The sequence below is a fragment of the Mycobacterium liflandii genome (assembly GCF_022354805.1).
Taxonomy (GTDB): Bacteria; Actinomycetota; Actinomycetes; order Mycobacteriales; family Mycobacteriaceae; genus Mycobacterium; species Mycobacterium marinum.
This window is the reverse complement of sequence record NZ_CP023138.1, coordinates 545,732-560,490: the sequence shown is the minus strand read 5'-3', so window position 1 is coordinate 560,490 and position 14,759 is coordinate 545,732. Positions and strand designations below refer to the sequence as shown.

Annotated in this window: 14 protein-coding genes; 12 read left to right on the top strand and 2 right to left on the bottom strand. The window is 65.6% G+C overall.

Features of this window, described 5'->3' with window-relative positions; all coding sequences use genetic code 11:
- The first annotated feature begins 3 nt into the window (after window positions 1–3).
- The 9 genes from CKW46_RS02680 to CKW46_RS02640 all read left to right on the top strand — a co-directional run bounded on the left by CKW46_RS02680 (window position 4) and on the right by CKW46_RS02640 (window position 8,295).
- Window positions 4–546, top strand: coding sequence for a PadR family transcriptional regulator (locus CKW46_RS02680; protein ID WP_011738463.1), 543 nt, complete (start codon window positions 4–6; stop codon window positions 544–546).
- Between the two features lie 61 nt (window positions 547–607).
- The gene (locus CKW46_RS02675; protein WP_482052767.1) at window positions 608–1,726 is read left to right on the top strand and encodes an inositol-3-phosphate synthase; all 1,119 of its coding nucleotides are present in this window, start codon (window positions 608–610) and stop codon (window positions 1,724–1,726) included.
- A 90-nt stretch (window positions 1,727–1,816) separates the two neighbouring features.
- A complete protein-coding gene (locus CKW46_RS02670; RefSeq protein WP_015353930.1) occupies window positions 1,817–2,728 on the top strand; it encodes an Rv0045c family esterase in 912 nt (303 codons plus the stop codon).
- Between the two features lie 31 nt (window positions 2,729–2,759).
- Window positions 2,760–3,557, top strand: a complete 798-nt coding sequence (locus CKW46_RS02665) for an LLM class F420-dependent oxidoreductase (RefSeq protein WP_482052766.1) — start codon at window positions 2,760–2,762, stop codon at window positions 3,555–3,557.
- Window positions 3,558–3,667: 110 nt separating this feature from the next.
- Window positions 3,668–4,432, top strand: a complete 765-nt coding sequence (locus CKW46_RS02660; RefSeq protein WP_117437339.1) for a GntR family transcriptional regulator — start codon at window positions 3,668–3,670, stop codon at window positions 4,430–4,432.
- Window positions 4,433–4,513: 81 nt separating this feature from the next.
- Entirely contained in the window at window positions 4,514–6,283 is a 1,770-nt protein-coding gene (locus CKW46_RS02655) for an ABC transporter substrate-binding protein/permease (RefSeq protein ID WP_482053503.1), read from the top strand.
- On the top strand, window positions 6,280–7,029 hold the full coding sequence (locus CKW46_RS02650; RefSeq protein ID WP_012392066.1) for an amino acid ABC transporter ATP-binding protein: 750 nt from the start codon (window positions 6,280–6,282) through the stop codon (window positions 7,027–7,029). Before CKW46_RS02655 ends, CKW46_RS02650 begins: the two co-directional genes overlap by 4 nt.
- A gap of 56 nt (window positions 7,030–7,085) precedes the next feature.
- On the top strand, window positions 7,086–7,589 hold the full coding sequence (locus CKW46_RS02645; RefSeq protein WP_117437342.1) for a MarR family winged helix-turn-helix transcriptional regulator: 504 nt from the start codon (window positions 7,086–7,088) through the stop codon (window positions 7,587–7,589).
- Between the two features lie 40 nt (window positions 7,590–7,629).
- Window positions 7,630–8,295, top strand: coding sequence for an SDR family oxidoreductase (locus tag CKW46_RS02640; protein WP_117437343.1), 666 nt, complete (start codon window positions 7,630–7,632; stop codon window positions 8,293–8,295).
- A gap of 29 nt (window positions 8,296–8,324) precedes the next feature.
- Here the strand turns inward: CKW46_RS02640 and leuS are convergent, their stop codons facing one another.
- Window positions 8,325–11,255 carry a leucine--tRNA ligase gene (gene leuS, locus CKW46_RS02635; protein WP_482053502.1) on the bottom strand — a complete coding sequence of 977 codons (2,931 nt, stop codon included), beginning with the start codon at window positions 11,253–11,255 and terminating at the stop codon, window positions 8,325–8,327.
- Window positions 11,256–11,453: 198 nt separating this feature from the next.
- Between leuS and CKW46_RS02630 the strand changes: the two genes are divergently transcribed.
- The 3 genes from CKW46_RS02630 to CKW46_RS02620 all read left to right on the top strand — a co-directional run bounded on the left by CKW46_RS02630 (window position 11,454) and on the right by CKW46_RS02620 (window position 14,066).
- Window positions 11,454–12,587, top strand: a complete 1,134-nt coding sequence (locus tag CKW46_RS02630) for an LpqN/LpqT family lipoprotein (RefSeq protein WP_482052765.1) — start codon at window positions 11,454–11,456, stop codon at window positions 12,585–12,587.
- Window positions 12,588–12,670: 83 nt separating this feature from the next.
- On the top strand, window positions 12,671–13,021 hold the full coding sequence (locus CKW46_RS02625) for a hypothetical protein (protein ID WP_012392061.1): 351 nt from the start codon (window positions 12,671–12,673) through the stop codon (window positions 13,019–13,021).
- A gap of 7 nt (window positions 13,022–13,028) precedes the next feature.
- Entirely contained in the window at window positions 13,029–14,066 is a 1,038-nt protein-coding gene (locus CKW46_RS02620) for a bile acid:sodium symporter family protein (RefSeq protein ID WP_482052764.1), read from the top strand.
- Here the strand turns inward: CKW46_RS02620 and CKW46_RS02615 are convergent.
- Window positions 14,053–14,697 carry a YqgE/AlgH family protein gene (locus tag CKW46_RS02615; RefSeq protein WP_117437372.1) on the bottom strand — a complete coding sequence of 215 codons (645 nt, stop codon included), beginning with the start codon at window positions 14,695–14,697 and terminating at the stop codon, window positions 14,053–14,055. The genes CKW46_RS02620 and CKW46_RS02615 overlap by 14 nt on opposite strands.
- Between the last annotated feature and the right edge of the window lie 62 nt (window positions 14,698–14,759).

Sequence of the window (14,759 nt, the reverse complement as noted above, 5' to 3'; positions counted from 1 at the left end):
TCGATGCTGGAGCTCGCCATCCTGGGCCTGCTCATCGAATCGCCGATGCATGGCTATGAGTTGCGCAAACGCCTGACCGGCCTGCTCGGCGCGTTCCGGGCATTCTCCTACGGCTCGCTGTATCCCGCGCTGCGGCGCATGCAGGCCGAAGGGTTGATCGCCGAGAACGCCGCCCCCACGGGGATGCCGGTGCGGCGGGCCCGGCGGGTCTACCAGCTCACCGATGCCGGCCGTCGGCGCTTCGGCGAGCTGGTTGCCGACACCGGCCCGCACAACTACACCGACGATGGCTTCGGGGTACACCTGGCGTTTTTCAACCGCACCCCCGCCGAAGCGCGGATGCGCATCCTGGAAGGCCGTCGCCGCCAGGTGGAGGAACGCCGGGAAGGCCTGCGTGACGCGGTGGCCCGGGCTAGCAGCTCGTTCGACCGCTACACCCGCCAGCTGCATCAACTCGGACTGGAGTCCAGCGAGCGTGAGGTCAAGTGGCTCAACGAGCTCATCGCCGCCGAACGCGCCGCACCCAATCACGCTGAACAGACCTGAACCCCCGCAAACCAACAATGCCTAGACACCGCAGAAGCAATGAGGTTAGGAGAACGCCCGAATGAGTGAGAAGAAGCCGCTAGGCGCGCCGGGTGCGCAGCCTGAGGTACGAGTCGCCATTGTCGGCGTCGGCAACTGCGCGTCCTCGCTGGTCCAGGGCGTCGAGTACTACCAAAATGCCGACGACAACTCGATGGTGCCCGGCCTCATGCACGTGCGGTTCGGCCCGTACCACGTGCGCGACGTCAAGTTCGTGGCGGCTTTCGACGTCGACGCCAAGAAGGTCGGCTTCGATCTGTCCGACGCGATCTTCGCCTCGGAGAACAACACCATCAAGATCGCCGACGTGGCGCCCACCAACGTGGTGGTGCAGCGCGGCCCGACGCTCGACGGCATCGGCAAGTACTACGCCGACACCATCGAGCTGTCCGACGACGAGCCGGTCGACGTGGTGAAGGTCCTCAAGGACAACAAGGTCGACGTCCTGGTGTCCTACCTGCCGGTGGGCTCCGAGGAGGCCGACAAGTTCTACGCCCAGTGCGCCATCGACGCCGGCGTGGCGTTCGTCAACGCGCTGCCGGTGTTCATCGCCTCCGACCCGGCCTGGGCCAAGAAGTTCAAGGACGCCAGCGTGCCGATCATCGGCGACGACATCAAGAGCCAGGTCGGCGCCACCATCACCCACCGCGTGATGGCCAAGCTGTTCGAGGACCGCGGGGTCACCCTGGACCGCACCTACCAGCTCAACGTCGGCGGCAACATGGACTTCAAGAACATGCTCGAGCGCGAGCGCCTGGAGTCCAAGAAGATCTCCAAGACCCAAGCCGTGACGTCCAACCTCACCGGCTCGCTGGCCGGCAAGGTCGAGGACAAGAACGTCCACATCGGCCCGTCCGACCACGTGGCCTGGCTCGATGACCGCAAGTGGGCCTACGTGCGCCTGGAAGGCCGCGCCTTCGGTGACGTGCCGCTGAACCTGGAGTACAAGCTCGAGGTGTGGGACTCGCCGAACTCGGCGGGCATCATCATCGACGCGGTGCGGGCGGCCAAGATCGCCAAGGACCGCGGCATCGGTGGCCCGGTCATCCCGGCATCGGCCTACCTGATGAAGAGCCCGCCGAAGCAGCTGGCCGACGACGTTGCGCGCACCCAGCTCGAAGAGTTCATCATCGAGGGCTAACCCCTTCTTACCGAGCGTCACGCCAGCGTGGCTTTCTGCGCCGAGCGTCACCCCAGCGTGACGCTCGGCGCAGCTCGTAGAGTCGCAGGTGTGACCGACTCCTTCCCCGACGATCTGACCGGCCTCACCGAGTTCGACCTGCTGGCCGAGAATGCCGAACAGGCCGGGGTGACGGGTCCGCTTCCGGAAGTGGAGCGCATCGAAGTCGGCGCGGCCGAGACCAGGATCAGCGCGTTGCGCTGGGGCGGCCGCGCCCCGCGGGTGATCTTTCTGCATGGCGGGGGGCAAAACGCCCACACCTGGGACACCGTGATCGTCGGTCTTGGCGAACCAGCGCTGGCGGTGGACCTTCCCGGCCACGGCCATTCGGCCTGGCGTCAGGACGGTGACTATTCACCCCAGCACAACGCGGACGCACTGGTACCGGCGCTGCGCGAGCTGGCACCCGAAGCCGAATTCGTTGTCGGGATGTCGCTAGGCGGGCTGACCGCGATACGGCTTGGCGCCCTGGCACCCGAACTCGTCGACGAGCTGGTGCTCATCGACGTCACCCCCTCTGCCTTGCAGCGCCACGCTGAAATGACCGCGGAGCAGCGCGGCACGGTTGCCCTGATGCACGGAGAGCGGGAGTTTCCCAGCTTCCAGGCCATGCTGGATCTGACGGTCGCCGCGGCACCACATCGCGAAGTAAAGGCTCTGCGCCGCGGCGTGTTCCACAACTCTCGGCGGCTGGAGAACGGCAACTGGGCATGGCGTTATGACGCCATCCGCGCTTTCCCCGACTTCGCCGTCCTCTGGGACGTCGATGCGTTGGCAGCGCCGGTCACCCTGGTGCGCGGCGGTAAGTCGGGCTTCGTCAGCGACGAGGACATCGCCGAGCTGCGCGGGCGTGCGAAGGGTTTTCGTGGCGCACAGACGGTCGAGAACTCGGGTCATTCGGTGCAAAGCGACCAACCCCGGGTCCTGGTCGAGATCCTGCGTGGGGTGCTCGGCGGGCGCTGAGCCCGCGCCGCAACGCGCCTACGGTGGTCTCATGACCTCACCCGTACATCCCGATCGACCTTTGCGTATCGGCGTTCAGCTGCAGCCACAACACGCCTCGCACTACGGCGATATCCGCGATGCCGTGCGCCGGTGCGAAGACATCGGTGTCGACATCGCCTTCAACTGGGACCACTTCTTCCCGCTGTTCGGCGACCCCGATGGAGCCCATTTCGAGTGTTGGACCATGCTGGCGGCCTGGGCCGAACAGACCTCGCGCATCCAGATCGGCGCGCTGGTGACCTGCAACTCCTACCGCAATCCGGAGTTGCTGGCCGATATGGCTCGCACCGTCGACCACATTTGCGACGGCCGGCTCATCCTGGGGATCGGTTCGGGCTGGAAGCAGAAGGACTACGACGAATACGGGTACGAGTTCGGCACCGCAGGCAGCCGTCTCGACGATCTAGCCGGCGCCCTCCCCCGGATCAAGACGCGGCTGGCGAAGCTGAACCCGGCGCCTACTCGCGGCATTCCGGTCCTGATCGGCGGCGGGGGCGAACGCAAGACGCTACGGCTGGTCGCCGAACACGCTGACATCTGGCACAGCTTCACCGGCGTTGACGAGTTCCCGGCGAAGTCCGCGGTGCTCGCCCGGCACTGCGCCGACGTCGGTCGGGATCCGGCCACCATCGAGCGTTCTGCCGCGCTTCAGGACAGCGGCAGGCTCAGCGCCGACGCCGACGCACTCGCCGGTCTGGGAGTCACACTGCTGACCGTCGGGTGCGATGGGCCCGACTACGACCTGGCAGCTGCCGAGGCGTTGTGCAGATGGCGTGACAGCCGCTGACTTTCGAGAACGTAAATTTAATCGTCAAATCTGAGAATTTGCGTGCCCAGTCGTGAGAAACTTCCAGCGCTGATTGCCGGACCGGGCCGAAAAGAGACTCGACGAAACCGATGCCAAAGAAATATGGGGTCAAGGAAAAAGACCAGGTTGTTGCGCACCTCCTCAACCTGATTCTGACTGGCAAACTACGAAGCGGCGACCGTGTCGACCGCAACGAGATCGCAGGGAGCCTCGGGGTCAGCCGGGTCCCCATCCAGGAGGCGTTGGTCCAGCTCGAACACGACGGAGTCGTGTCCACGCGCTATCACCGAGGAGCGTTCGTGGAACGCTTCGACCAATCGACCGTTCTCGAACACTACGAGCTCGAGGGCGTGCTCAATGGCATGGCGTCCGCGCGCACCGCGGCCAATCCCACGTCTCGGATTCTGGGAGAGCTCGACGGGCTGATGCGAACGCTTCGCGCCGCCAAGGACGCTCGGATCTTTGCCGAACTCACCTCGGAATACCGCAGAACGATCAACGAGGAGTACGCGGGACCACGACTGCAGGCCCTCATTCGCGCGTCGCAAAACCTGATACCCGGCGCGTTTTGGGCGAGCTACCAGTACCGGCGCGAAGACATGCTGCCCTTCTACGAAGACGAGCATTCGGCGATACATCGACGTGACCCGCAGGCCGCGCGCGCGGCCTGTAGCGGCCGCTCCGAGTTGATGGCGCAAACGATGCTGACCGAACTGTTTCGGCGCCAGGTGTTCACCCCGCATGAGCAAGCGTGCCGCAACAACGGCCATGCAGCGGCCGCGCCGGTAGCGCCGCTGCCGTCGCGCCCCAAAATTGTTGTCGAGACCCCTGAGGCGACCCGGCTCGCATTCTGAGCAGCACACACCGCCCGCTTGATCGATACGGTGGCGGTGATGAGTTCAACCGTGTATCCCCGTGCTCGCGGCGGGAAGAGAATGCTCGCGGTGTCCGCGACGATCCTGATCGTGTTGGGCTTGTCGCTGGCGGCGCCCGCCCAGGCGGACCACAATCAGTGCGCACCGGCCGGTGTGGACAGTGCCATGGTCCTGCCCGCCGATCTGTCCAGTGCGACGACTGCCGGCTCGGACGAAGACGTCCAGACCACCGCGGGGGTTGTGCCGCTGAGTTCGGTGAACATTGGCGACCTGGGGCTAGGCACGCCCGGAGTCTTGACGGCGGGCACCCTGTCCGACGCTCCGCCCAACACTTGCATCAACTCCACCGGGCAGTTCACCGGCTTCGATAACGAACTCTTGCGCGCCATCGCAGCCAAGCTGGGCCTGCAAGTCCGCTTTGTTGGCACCGACTTCTCCGGGCTGCTGGCCCAGGTGGCGGCGCGACGCTTCGACGTTGGCTCTGCCTCGGTCAAATTGACCGAGGCGAGGCGACGCACGGTCGCCTTCACCAACGGCTACGACTTCGGCTACTACTCGCTGGTGGTGCCCCCAGGTTCGGCAATAACCAAGTTCAGTGACCTGGCGCCGGGGCAACGCATCGGCGTGGTTCAGGGCACGGTCGAAGAGGCCTATGTGGTGAACAGCCTGCATCTGCAACCGGTGAAGTACCCCGACTTTGCCACCGTGTACGGCAGCCTCAAGACCCACCAGATCGACGCCTGGGTGGCACCCGGCAATCAGGCCGAGGATGCGATCCGGCCCGGCGATCCCGCCGTGCTCGTGGCGAACACGTTCGGCGCGGGGGACTTTGTGGCCTATGTGGTGGCCCGAGACAATCGGCCGTTGCTCGATGCCCTCAACGCGGGGCTGGACGCCGTCATCGCCGACGGCACCTGGTCCCAGCTGTACAGCAAGTGGGTGCCCCGAACCCTGCCGCCGGGCTGGAAGCCGGGTTCTCGGGCCGTCGCCGCGCCCACCCTGCCCGATTTCGCAGCCATTGCCGCAAACCATCGGCACAAGCCGGTGGGGCCGGCCGCACCGAAATCGGCCCTGGCCCAGTTGCGGGACTCCTTCTTCGACTGGGACATGTATCGGCAAGCCATCCCGACGTTGTTCAAGACCGGGTTGCCCAACACGTTGATCCTGACCCTCAGCGCCACCATCATCGGGCTGGCGCTCGGCATGGCGCTGGCGATCGCTGGAATCTCGCACCAGCGCTGGCTGCGCTGGCCGGCCCGGGTCTACACCGACATTTTCCGCGGCCTGCCCGAGGTGGTGATCATCCTGATCATCGGGTTGGGCGTCGGACCCATCGTGGGCGGATTGACCAACAACAATCCCTATCCGTTGGGCATCGCGGCGCTGGGGTTGATGGCCGGCGCCTATGTCGGTGAGATTCTGCGTTCGGGAATCCAAAGTGTTGACCCCGGTCAACTCGAGGCCTCCCGCGCGCTGGGTTTCAGCTACTCCGCGGCCATGCGGCTGGTGGTGGTGCCCCAGGGCGTGCGACGGGTGCTGCCCGCACTGGTCAATCAATTCATCGCGTTGCTGAAGGCCTCGGCCCTAGTGTACTTCCTTGGCCTGATCGCTCAACAGCGTGAACTCTTCCAGGTCGGGCGCGACCTCAACGCCCAAACCGGCAACCTGTCGCCGCTGGTGCCCGCGGGCATCTTCTACCTGATGTTGACCGTTCCGCTGACGCATCTGGTGAACTACATCGACGCGCGGCTGCGCCGCGGTCGCCGCCGCCTCGATCCGGAGGATCCCCCCGGAGTCGTCAGCTCCACCATCGGTGAGGAGATGACGTGACCCGCCAGGATGCAGGTCGACAACCGGTTTGTCTGGCGGCCAGGAGTATTCACCAAACGCTGGGCGGCAGCGTGGTGCTGCGTGGCGTCGATTTGGAGGTCCCCGCGGGTACCACCGCGGCGGTGATCGGTCCGTCCGGGTCAGGCAAGTCGACGCTGCTTCGCACCCTGAACCGCCTGCACGAGCCCGACAGCGGAGACATCCTGCTAGACGGGCGATCGGTATTGCGCGACAACCCCAACGACCTTCGGCAGCGCATCGGCATGGTGTTCCAGCACTTCAACCTGTTCCCGCACCGCAACGTTGTCGACAACGTCACGCTGGCGCCACGCAAGCTACGCGGACTATCCAACGAAGAAGCGCGAATGCTCGCATTGGACCAACTAGACCGAGTTGGCCTGAAGCACAAGGCCAATGCACGCCCAGACATGTTGTCCGGGGGGCAGCAACAACGCGTTGCGATCGCGCGTGCCCTCGCGATGGCCCCGCAGGTGATGTTCTTTGACGAGGCAACCTCGGCGCTGGACCCAGAGATGGTCAAGGGCATCTTGGCGCTGATCGCCGACTTGGGCGCTGACGGCATGACCATGGTTGTGGTCACCCATGAAATGGGTTTCGCCCGCTCAACCTCGGATGCCGTGGTGTTCATGGACCACGGGACGGTGGTCGAAGCCGGTCCCCCAGAGCAGCTATTCGAGGCCGCGCGCACCGAACGGCTGCAGCGGTTTCTCGCCCAAGTACTTTAACAGGCTGGCTAGATCGGCTCAACCGCTGGCCAGATGTCGGGTTAGACTGCCGAATTATGGCGGATACCGAATCCACCGCGCCCGAGGTGACGGAGCTGGCCGAGGGTCTGCACCGCGCGTTATCCAAGTTGTTTTCGATACTGCGCCGGGGCGACCCTAACGGAGTGGTCGCCGGCGAATTGACGTCGGCGCAATTATCGATTCTGGTTACCCTACTCGATCGGGGTCCCATCCGGATGACCGACTTGGCCGCGCATGAGCGGGTGCGAACTCCCACCACCACCGTGGCGATCCGTCGCCTGGAGAAGATCGGCCTGGTGAAACGCTCGCGCGACCCATCGGACTTGCGGGCGGTGCTTGTCGACATCACCCCACAAGGACGCTCCGTTCACGCCAAGTCGCTGGCCAACCGGCACGCCGCCCTGGCCGCGATGCTCGACCAACTCCCCCACTCCGACCTCGAAACCCTGATGACGGCTCTGACCCCGCTCGAACGCTTGGCCTGCGGCGAACCCGCCAATGCCCCGGAGGACGACGCCGCCACGCCCGGGCGGGGATGAAAGTAATTGACCGATAAACGGATTGGTGTCAGCTAGACCCATGCCAACTGCACTCATCACCGGCGCCAGCCGCGGCATCGGTGCTGCGATCGCTGCCGCATTGGCGCCGACGCACACCCTGTTGCTGGCCGGCCGGCCTTCCGCCCAACTCGACGCTGTGGCAGATCAGTTCGGCGCCACTACGTTTCCGCTGGACCTCACCGATGACGAGTCGATCGAAACCAGCTGCGGGATCGTCGATGAACTCGACGTATTGATACACAATGCCGGACTTTCCATCCCGGGGCATTTCGGCGATTCGCACATCGACGAATGGCGCGCCACCTTCAACGTCAATCTCTTTGGTGCCGTTGCTCTTACGCTGGCGCTGCTGCCGGCGCTGCGAAGTGCCCGCGGCCAGGTTGTCTTCATCAACTCCGGGGCCGGGCGCAACGTTTCCGCCGGGATGGCATCCTATTCGGCCAGTAAATTCGCCTTACGGGCATTTGCTGACTCGTTGCGCACCGATGAGCCCACGCTTCGCGTGACGACCGTCTATCCCGGCCGCACCGACACCGACATGCAGAGGGAGCTCGTCGATTTCGAGGGCGGAACCTACGATCCCGCAAGGTTCATGCGCGCCGACACGGTCGCCGAGGTGGTGGCCAATGTGGTAGCCACGCCACCGGACGGTCACGTCCACGAAGTGGTCATCCGACCCCGCTGAGGACACCCGCCCCGGGTTTGGAATCGCGGTCAAACAACAAGATTCACCAGACGGCCGGCGACCACAATCACCTTCCGCGGGCTTGCGCCCGCCAGGAACGCCTGCACCTTCTGATCGGCTAGGGCAGCGGCTTTGACCGCATCGTCATCCGCGTCGGCGGCCACCACAACCCGGCCCCGCACCTTGCCGTTGACCTGAACCGGATATTCGACGGTGTCGTCGATCAGATAGGCCGGATCGGCTGCCGGGAATGGTCCGTGCGCCAACGAAGTGGTGTGACCCAGCCGCTGCCACAACTCTTCGGCCAGGTGCGGGGCCAGCGGGGCCACCATCAGCACCAGCGGCTCGATGGCAGCTCGGGGCACGGCATCGCGATGGCGCTTGGTGAGGAAGTTGGTGTACTCGATCAGCTTGGCGACCGCGGTGTTATTTCTCAGTGCCGCATAGTCTTCAGCCATCCCGGCGATAGCGCGGTGCAGCGCCCGCAGCGTGTCGGTGTCCAACTCAGCGGGCGTATCGGCCACCAGGATCTCGCCGGTGTTTTCGTCGATCACCAGCCGCCACACCCGCTGCAAGAAGCGATACGCGCCGATAACGTCTTTGGTCGCCCACGGGCGTGAAGCCTCGATAGGGCCCATCGACATCTCGTACACCCGCAGGGTGTCCGCGCCATAGTCGTCGCAGATCTCGTCGGGCGATATCGAATTCTTCAGGCTCTTACCGATTTTCCCGAATTCCTGAAAGACCTCGATCTCGCCGTCGGCACCGGGATACACAAACCCGCCGTCACGTACGATGACCTCTTCGGCAGGTACGTAGGATCCCCGCGCGTCGGTATAGGCGAAGGCCTGAATGTAGCCCTGGTTGATCAGCTTGCGGTAGGGCTCGCGAGAGCTGACGTGGCCCAAGTCGTACAACACCTTGTGCCAGAACCTGGCATAGAGCAGATGCAGCACCGCGTGCTCGGCGCCACCGACGTACAAGTCGACGCCACCCGGGTCGTCCGGGCCGTGTTCGGCCGGCCTCGGCCCCATCCAGTACGTCTCATTTTCCTTGGCGCAGAACCGATCTGCGTTGTGCGGATCGGTATAGCGCAGCTCGTACCAGGAGCTGCCCGCCCACTGCGGCATCACGTTGGTGTCGCGGCTGTACGGCTTGAGCCCATCGCCGAGATCCAACTCGACGTGCACCCACTCGGTCGCCTTGCCCAGCGGCGGCGACGGCTCGCTGTTCGTATCGTCGGGGTCGAAAAGCACCGGCGAATAGTCCGGCACATCGGGCAGTTCGACGGGAAGCGCCGACTCATCAAGTGCGTGCGGGCGTCCATCCGCGTCGTACACGATCGGGAATGGTTCACCCCAATACCGCTGACGCGCGAAAAGCCAGTCACGCAGCTTGAATTCGATGCGGGCCTGGCCATGGCCGTCGGAGTCCAGCCGAGCGGTGATGGCCTGCTTTGCCTCCCCCACGCTCATGCCGTCGAGGAATCCCGAGTTCACCAGGACGCCGTCGCCGGTGTAGGCGGCCTGCGAAATGTCGCCGCCGGCAATGACTTCGACGACCGGAAGTCCCAGTGCTCTCGCGAAATCCCAGTCCCGCTGATCATGGCCCGGAACTGCCATGATGGCCCCGGTGCCGTAGCCGGCCAGCACGTAGTCAGCGATGAATATCGGCACCGGCTGGCCAGTGGCAGGATTGATCGCGTGGCTACCCAGGAAGACGCCGGTCTTCTCTTTGCTTTCCTGACGCTCGAGGTCGGACTTGGCCGCGATAGCGCGACGGTAGGCGGCCACGGCCTCGGCCGGCGTGGCACCACCACCGGTCCACAGCGGGTCCACACCGGCTGGCCACCCGGCCCCAACCAGATCGTCGACCAGGTCGTGTTCGGGGGCCAGAACCAGATAGGTGGCACCGAACAGGGTGTCGGGGCGAGTGGTGAACACTTCGAGGCCGACCGTCTCACCGTTGGACCTGGTTGCCGTAAAGAGCGCGGAGGCACCCGTCGAGCGCCCGATCCAGTTGCGCTGCATGGTCTTGACCTGGTCCGGCCAGTCCAGCACATCGAGGTCGTCGAGCAGCCGATCGGAGTATGCGGTGATCCGCATCATCCATTGCCGAAGCCGCTTGCGAAATACGGGGAAGTTGCCGCGGTCGCTGCGTCCATCGGATGTCACTTCCTCGTTGGCCAGCACCGTGCCCAGTCCAGGACACCAATTCACCATCGAATCCGCCCGGTAGACCAACCGGTGGTCATCGATCACGTCGGCCCGCTCCCCCGCCGACAGCGTGGACCAGTCCCGGCCGTCGACCAGACTTCTGGCCCCGGAATCAAACTCTGCGACCAACTCCGATATCGGGCGAGCCTTGTTGGCTGCCGCGTCGAACCACGCGTTGTAGATCTGCAGGAAGATCCACTGGGTCCACTTGTAGAACTCGACGTCGGTGGTGGAGAAGCTCCGCCGGCTGTCGTGGCCCAGCCCCAGCCGGCCCAGCTGGCGCCGGAAGTTGACGACGTTGGCCTCGGTCCTGGTCCGTGGGTGGGTGCCGGTTTGCACGGCATACTGCTCGGCCGGCAGACCGAAGGCGTCGAACCCCAACGCATGCAGCACGTTGCGGCCCTTCATCCGGTGATAGCGGGCGAACACGTCGGTGGCGATGTAGCCCAACGGGTGCCCGACGTGCAGGCCCTCCCCGGATGGATAGGGAAACATGTCCTGGACGAACAGCTTGTCCTCGGGCACCGGGGAACCGTCCGACGGTGCGAGCGATCCAACCGGGTTGGGCACGTTGAACGTGCCCAGGCGGGCCCAGTTCTGCTGCCAGGTCCGCTCCACTCCGGCCGCTAGCTCGGCGGTGTAGCGATGCCGCGGAGCGTCGGATTCCGCGTCGTTAACACCGGAGGGGACACAAGAGGGGGCACCGGACGTGCTGCCAGGTGTCGTGGTCGGCGATTCGGTCACGCCCAACAGGGTATAAGGGCGGCTTTGCAGCGGCTGGCCCGTAGCCCACGGCCACGGGTTGGTCTCGGTTGCGTTGCACACCGATCAGATGTTCATCCCAGGTCTGTTTCGGTCCTGGTAGCTGCCGCCGCCAGCTAGTTACATTCAGCTTCGGTAGCGGGCAGCGCCGCCCGAATAGTTTCGGAGGGACCGACGCAAATGATCCACATCGCGCGCACTTGGCGAGGGTTCGCAGGGTGCTTGGCCGCCGGCTTCGTCGGCGTCACACTGATCGCGAGCGGCACGGCGTCGGCCGACCCGCTCTATCCGCAGCCCCCGTCGCCCGCACCGGCTCCCGCCCAAGCGGCGGTTCCGCCCGTCCAGAACCTCAATGCCTCCCCCGGGAGCATCACCAACCGGTTCGCCCCGGCTCCCGCGCAGGTGCCCGCCCCGATGCAGGTTCCGGCCGCGACGGCCGCGCCGGTACCGGCCGCCATCCCCGCCACCGGACAAATGCCCGCCGCCGGGCAAGTCCCCGCCGCCGGGCAGCTGCCCGTCGCGGCGCCGGTAGCCCCGGCGATAACACCCGCCGTCACCGGGACCGTGCGCGACTACCTCAACGGCAAGGGCGTCAAGCCCGAGGCGCAGCGACCGCAGGGGTTCAACGCACTCGAGATCACCCTGCCCATGCCCCCGCGCTGGACGCCGGTGCCCGACCCCAACGTGCCCGACGCGTTCGCCGTGATTGCCGACCGAGTGGGCGGCAACAGCGTGTACACATCGAACGCGCAGGTGGTGGTGTACAAGCTGGTCGGCGATCTGGATCCCGCCGAGGCCATCTCCCATGGCTTTGTGGACAGTCAGAACTTGCTCGCCTGGCGGACGACCAACGCCTCGATGGCCGAGTTCGGTGGCTTCCCGTCGTCGGTCATCGAGGGCACCTACCGCGAAAACGACATGACGCTGAACACCTCCCGGCGCCACGTCATCGCCGCCTCGGGTAGTGAGAACTACCTGGTGTCGCTCTCGGTCACCACGGCGCAGTCCCAGGCGGTGGCCGATGCCCCCGCCACCGACGCGATCATCAATGGATTCCGGGTGGCGACCCCGACGGCAGCCGGTCACACACCCGCCCGGGCCGGCGCAGCCACTGCGGTAGCGCCGCAGACCCCGGCTCGGGCCGCGTCGCCGGCCGCACCCGCTCAGGCACCCGTGTCGATACCTCATCACCCGGCGGCCGCGACGGCGCCGGCTCAGGCGCCCGCGCCCAATCTGACGCCCGCGCTGCAGGCCGTGCCGGGCCAAGTAGCTGCGGCGCCGCCGGTCGCCGCCGCGCCCGCCCCGTCGCGCTGACTCCCGACGCCCATTACCCCGGGGGGTTGATCCGATCGCCCCTTGATCAAGCGAACTCGGTCACGACCTCGTATTGTGACTCCATGATGATCGCCGGTGTGCTCTGCATGTGTGCGGCGGCGGCGTCCGCCCTATTCGGAGCGTGGTCACTCGCCCGCGCCGATGTCACCGACTCGACTCAGCTCGCATTGCGAGCGATGGCACCCACCCAGCTGGCGGCCGCGGTCATGTTGAGCGCCGGCGGGGTGGTGGCGCTCGCGGCCTCCCCGCACACCGCCTTGGTGGTGTTGATCGTGTGCGTCGCGGGCGCGTTGGGCACACTGGCCGCCGGTTCGTGGCAGAGCGCGCGGTTTGCGCTGAGCCGCGTGGATACGATTCCCGACGAAGCCTCCTGTAGCGGCTCCTGCGCTGGTTGTACGCTCTCCTGCCACTGAGCATCCGGTGGCACGGCAGCGGGGGATCCGGTTAGACCCAGTGCTGCTGATGGTGCTGGGGGGCATATTGGCCGCCGTCCTGCTACCGGCACGCGGTGCCGCCAGCGACGCGGTGATCGTCGCCGCCCGGGTGGCCGTCTCCGTGTTGTTTTTCCTCTATGGCGGCAAGCTGTCCCTCGAGCAGGCCTGGCACGGGCTACGCCAATGGCGCCTTCATGCGCTGGTGCTGATCACCACATTCCTCATATTCCCGATCCTCGGGCTGGCCATCCGCGCGCTGGTGCGGTCCTGGATGGACGAAGAGCTGCACAGCGGACTGCTGTTCATGTGCCTGGTCTCCTCGACGATGCAGTCAGCGATCCTGTTCACCTCGATCGCGCGTGGGCACGTGTCGGCGGCGATAGTCAGCGCGTCGTTGTCCAACATCCTCGGTGTGCTGCTCGCTCCGATACTGGTGCTGTTCTTGATGGACATCGGCGGTGGCTCCCAGGCCGAAGAGAGCGCACTGGCCGATTTTGTGCTGCAACTGTTCGTACCGTTTGTGCTGGGGCAGCTGGCCAGGCGCTGGATCGGTGCGCTCAACGCGCGGCATCCAGGCCTGATGCGCTGGATCGATCGCGCCGCCATCCTGCTGTTGGTGTACGCGGCCTACTCGCTCGGGGTGGCGACGGGTGGATGGACCAAGGTCGACGCGTGGCACTTGGTGGCGGTGGTGGCCCTCGATGCGCTTCTCGCCCTGGCCTTGGGGATCACCACGGCGCTGGGACGAGCCGCTCACCTCAATCGCGACAACTCGGTCGTGCTGATGTTCTGTGGTTCCCAGAAGAGTCTGGTGTCCGGACTGCCGATGGCGATGGTGATGTTCCCCGAGGCGATATCCGGCGTGGTCATGCTGCCGTTGATGATCTATCACCAGTTGCAGCTCGTGGTGGGCGCGGTGATCGCCAGCAAGCTGGGGAGAAAAGTGGTCGACCCAGCCGACTCGGCCGCCCTGCCCGCCGTCGCCGAACCCGACGAGCGGGGGGAGAGCCTCAGTTCCGGCTGACGTCGATCGGGTGGGTCGCCAACAGCGAAAGCGGCCAGGGCTGCCGTCGCAATGTCCGGCCCCACAAGTCGGCCCGCGGCGGTACCAGAACGTCAGATGGCAAGGCCGACAGCACGATCCAGTCATCACGTTCGATTTCGCCCTCGAGCTGCCCGATGGTCCACCCGGAATAGCCCGCAAAAATTCGCACGCCTTCGACCAACGGTGCGATCAGGTCGGGGTCGGCGTCGAGATCGACCATCACGATCCGGCCGGCAACATGGCGCAGACCCGACACTCCACCCGGATCGGCCCCGACCCGCAACGTCGCCAGGCACAGGGCAGCGTCGCGCTTCACCGGCCCGCCGATGAACATCGTCTTGGGCTTGGCCGCAAGCTTGGCCCACTGCGGCAATACGTTGTGCACGGCGGTCTCGCTGGGCCGGTTGAGCACCACACCCAGCGTCCCGCCGTCGTTGTGCTCGACGATATAGATGACGCTGCGCCGGAAGGTGGGCTCGAGCAGGTCGGTATTGGCCAGCAGCAACGTACCCGCTCGCACCCGTTGTGCGGCAGGCGCAACATCGTCTTCTGGATCTTCCTGCGGCGCCACCCCAACATCATGGCATTCACACCACGGCACTAACAGCATCATCACCGGGTTAAACGAGCACTGTCGGCAGATATTTGTAGCGTTGTTGGGTCCGCACGGTG

What these genes read in the sequence shown, in the direction of transcription:
- CKW46_RS02680 (WP_011738463.1), top strand. Translation starts at nt 4, where the DNA reads ATGCTGGAGCTCGCCATCCTGGGCCTGCTCATCGAATCGCCGATGCAT.
- CKW46_RS02675 (WP_482052767.1), top strand. Translation starts at nt 608, where the DNA reads ATGAGTGAGAAGAAGCCGCTAGGCGCGCCGGGTGCGCAGCCTGAGGTA.
- CKW46_RS02665 (WP_482052766.1), top strand. Translation starts at nt 2,760, where the DNA reads ATGACCTCACCCGTACATCCCGATCGACCTTTGCGTATCGGCGTTCAG.
- CKW46_RS02660 (WP_117437339.1), top strand. Translation starts at nt 3,668, where the DNA reads ATGCCAAAGAAATATGGGGTCAAGGAAAAAGACCAGGTTGTTGCGCAC.
- CKW46_RS02655 (WP_482053503.1), top strand. Translation starts at nt 4,514, where the DNA reads ATGCTCGCGGTGTCCGCGACGATCCTGATCGTGTTGGGCTTGTCGCTG.
- CKW46_RS02645 (WP_117437342.1), top strand. Translation starts at nt 7,086, where the DNA reads ATGGCGGATACCGAATCCACCGCGCCCGAGGTGACGGAGCTGGCCGAG.
- CKW46_RS02640 (WP_117437343.1), top strand. Translation starts at nt 7,630, where the DNA reads ATGCCAACTGCACTCATCACCGGCGCCAGCCGCGGCATCGGTGCTGCG.
- CKW46_RS02630 (WP_482052765.1), top strand. Translation starts at nt 11,454, where the DNA reads ATGATCCACATCGCGCGCACTTGGCGAGGGTTCGCAGGGTGCTTGGCC.
- CKW46_RS02625 (WP_012392061.1), top strand. Translation starts at nt 12,671, where the DNA reads ATGATGATCGCCGGTGTGCTCTGCATGTGTGCGGCGGCGGCGTCCGCC.
- CKW46_RS02615 (WP_117437372.1), bottom strand. Translation starts at nt 14,697, where the DNA reads ATGCTGTTAGTGCCGTGGTGTGAATGCCATGATGTTGGGGTGGCGCCG.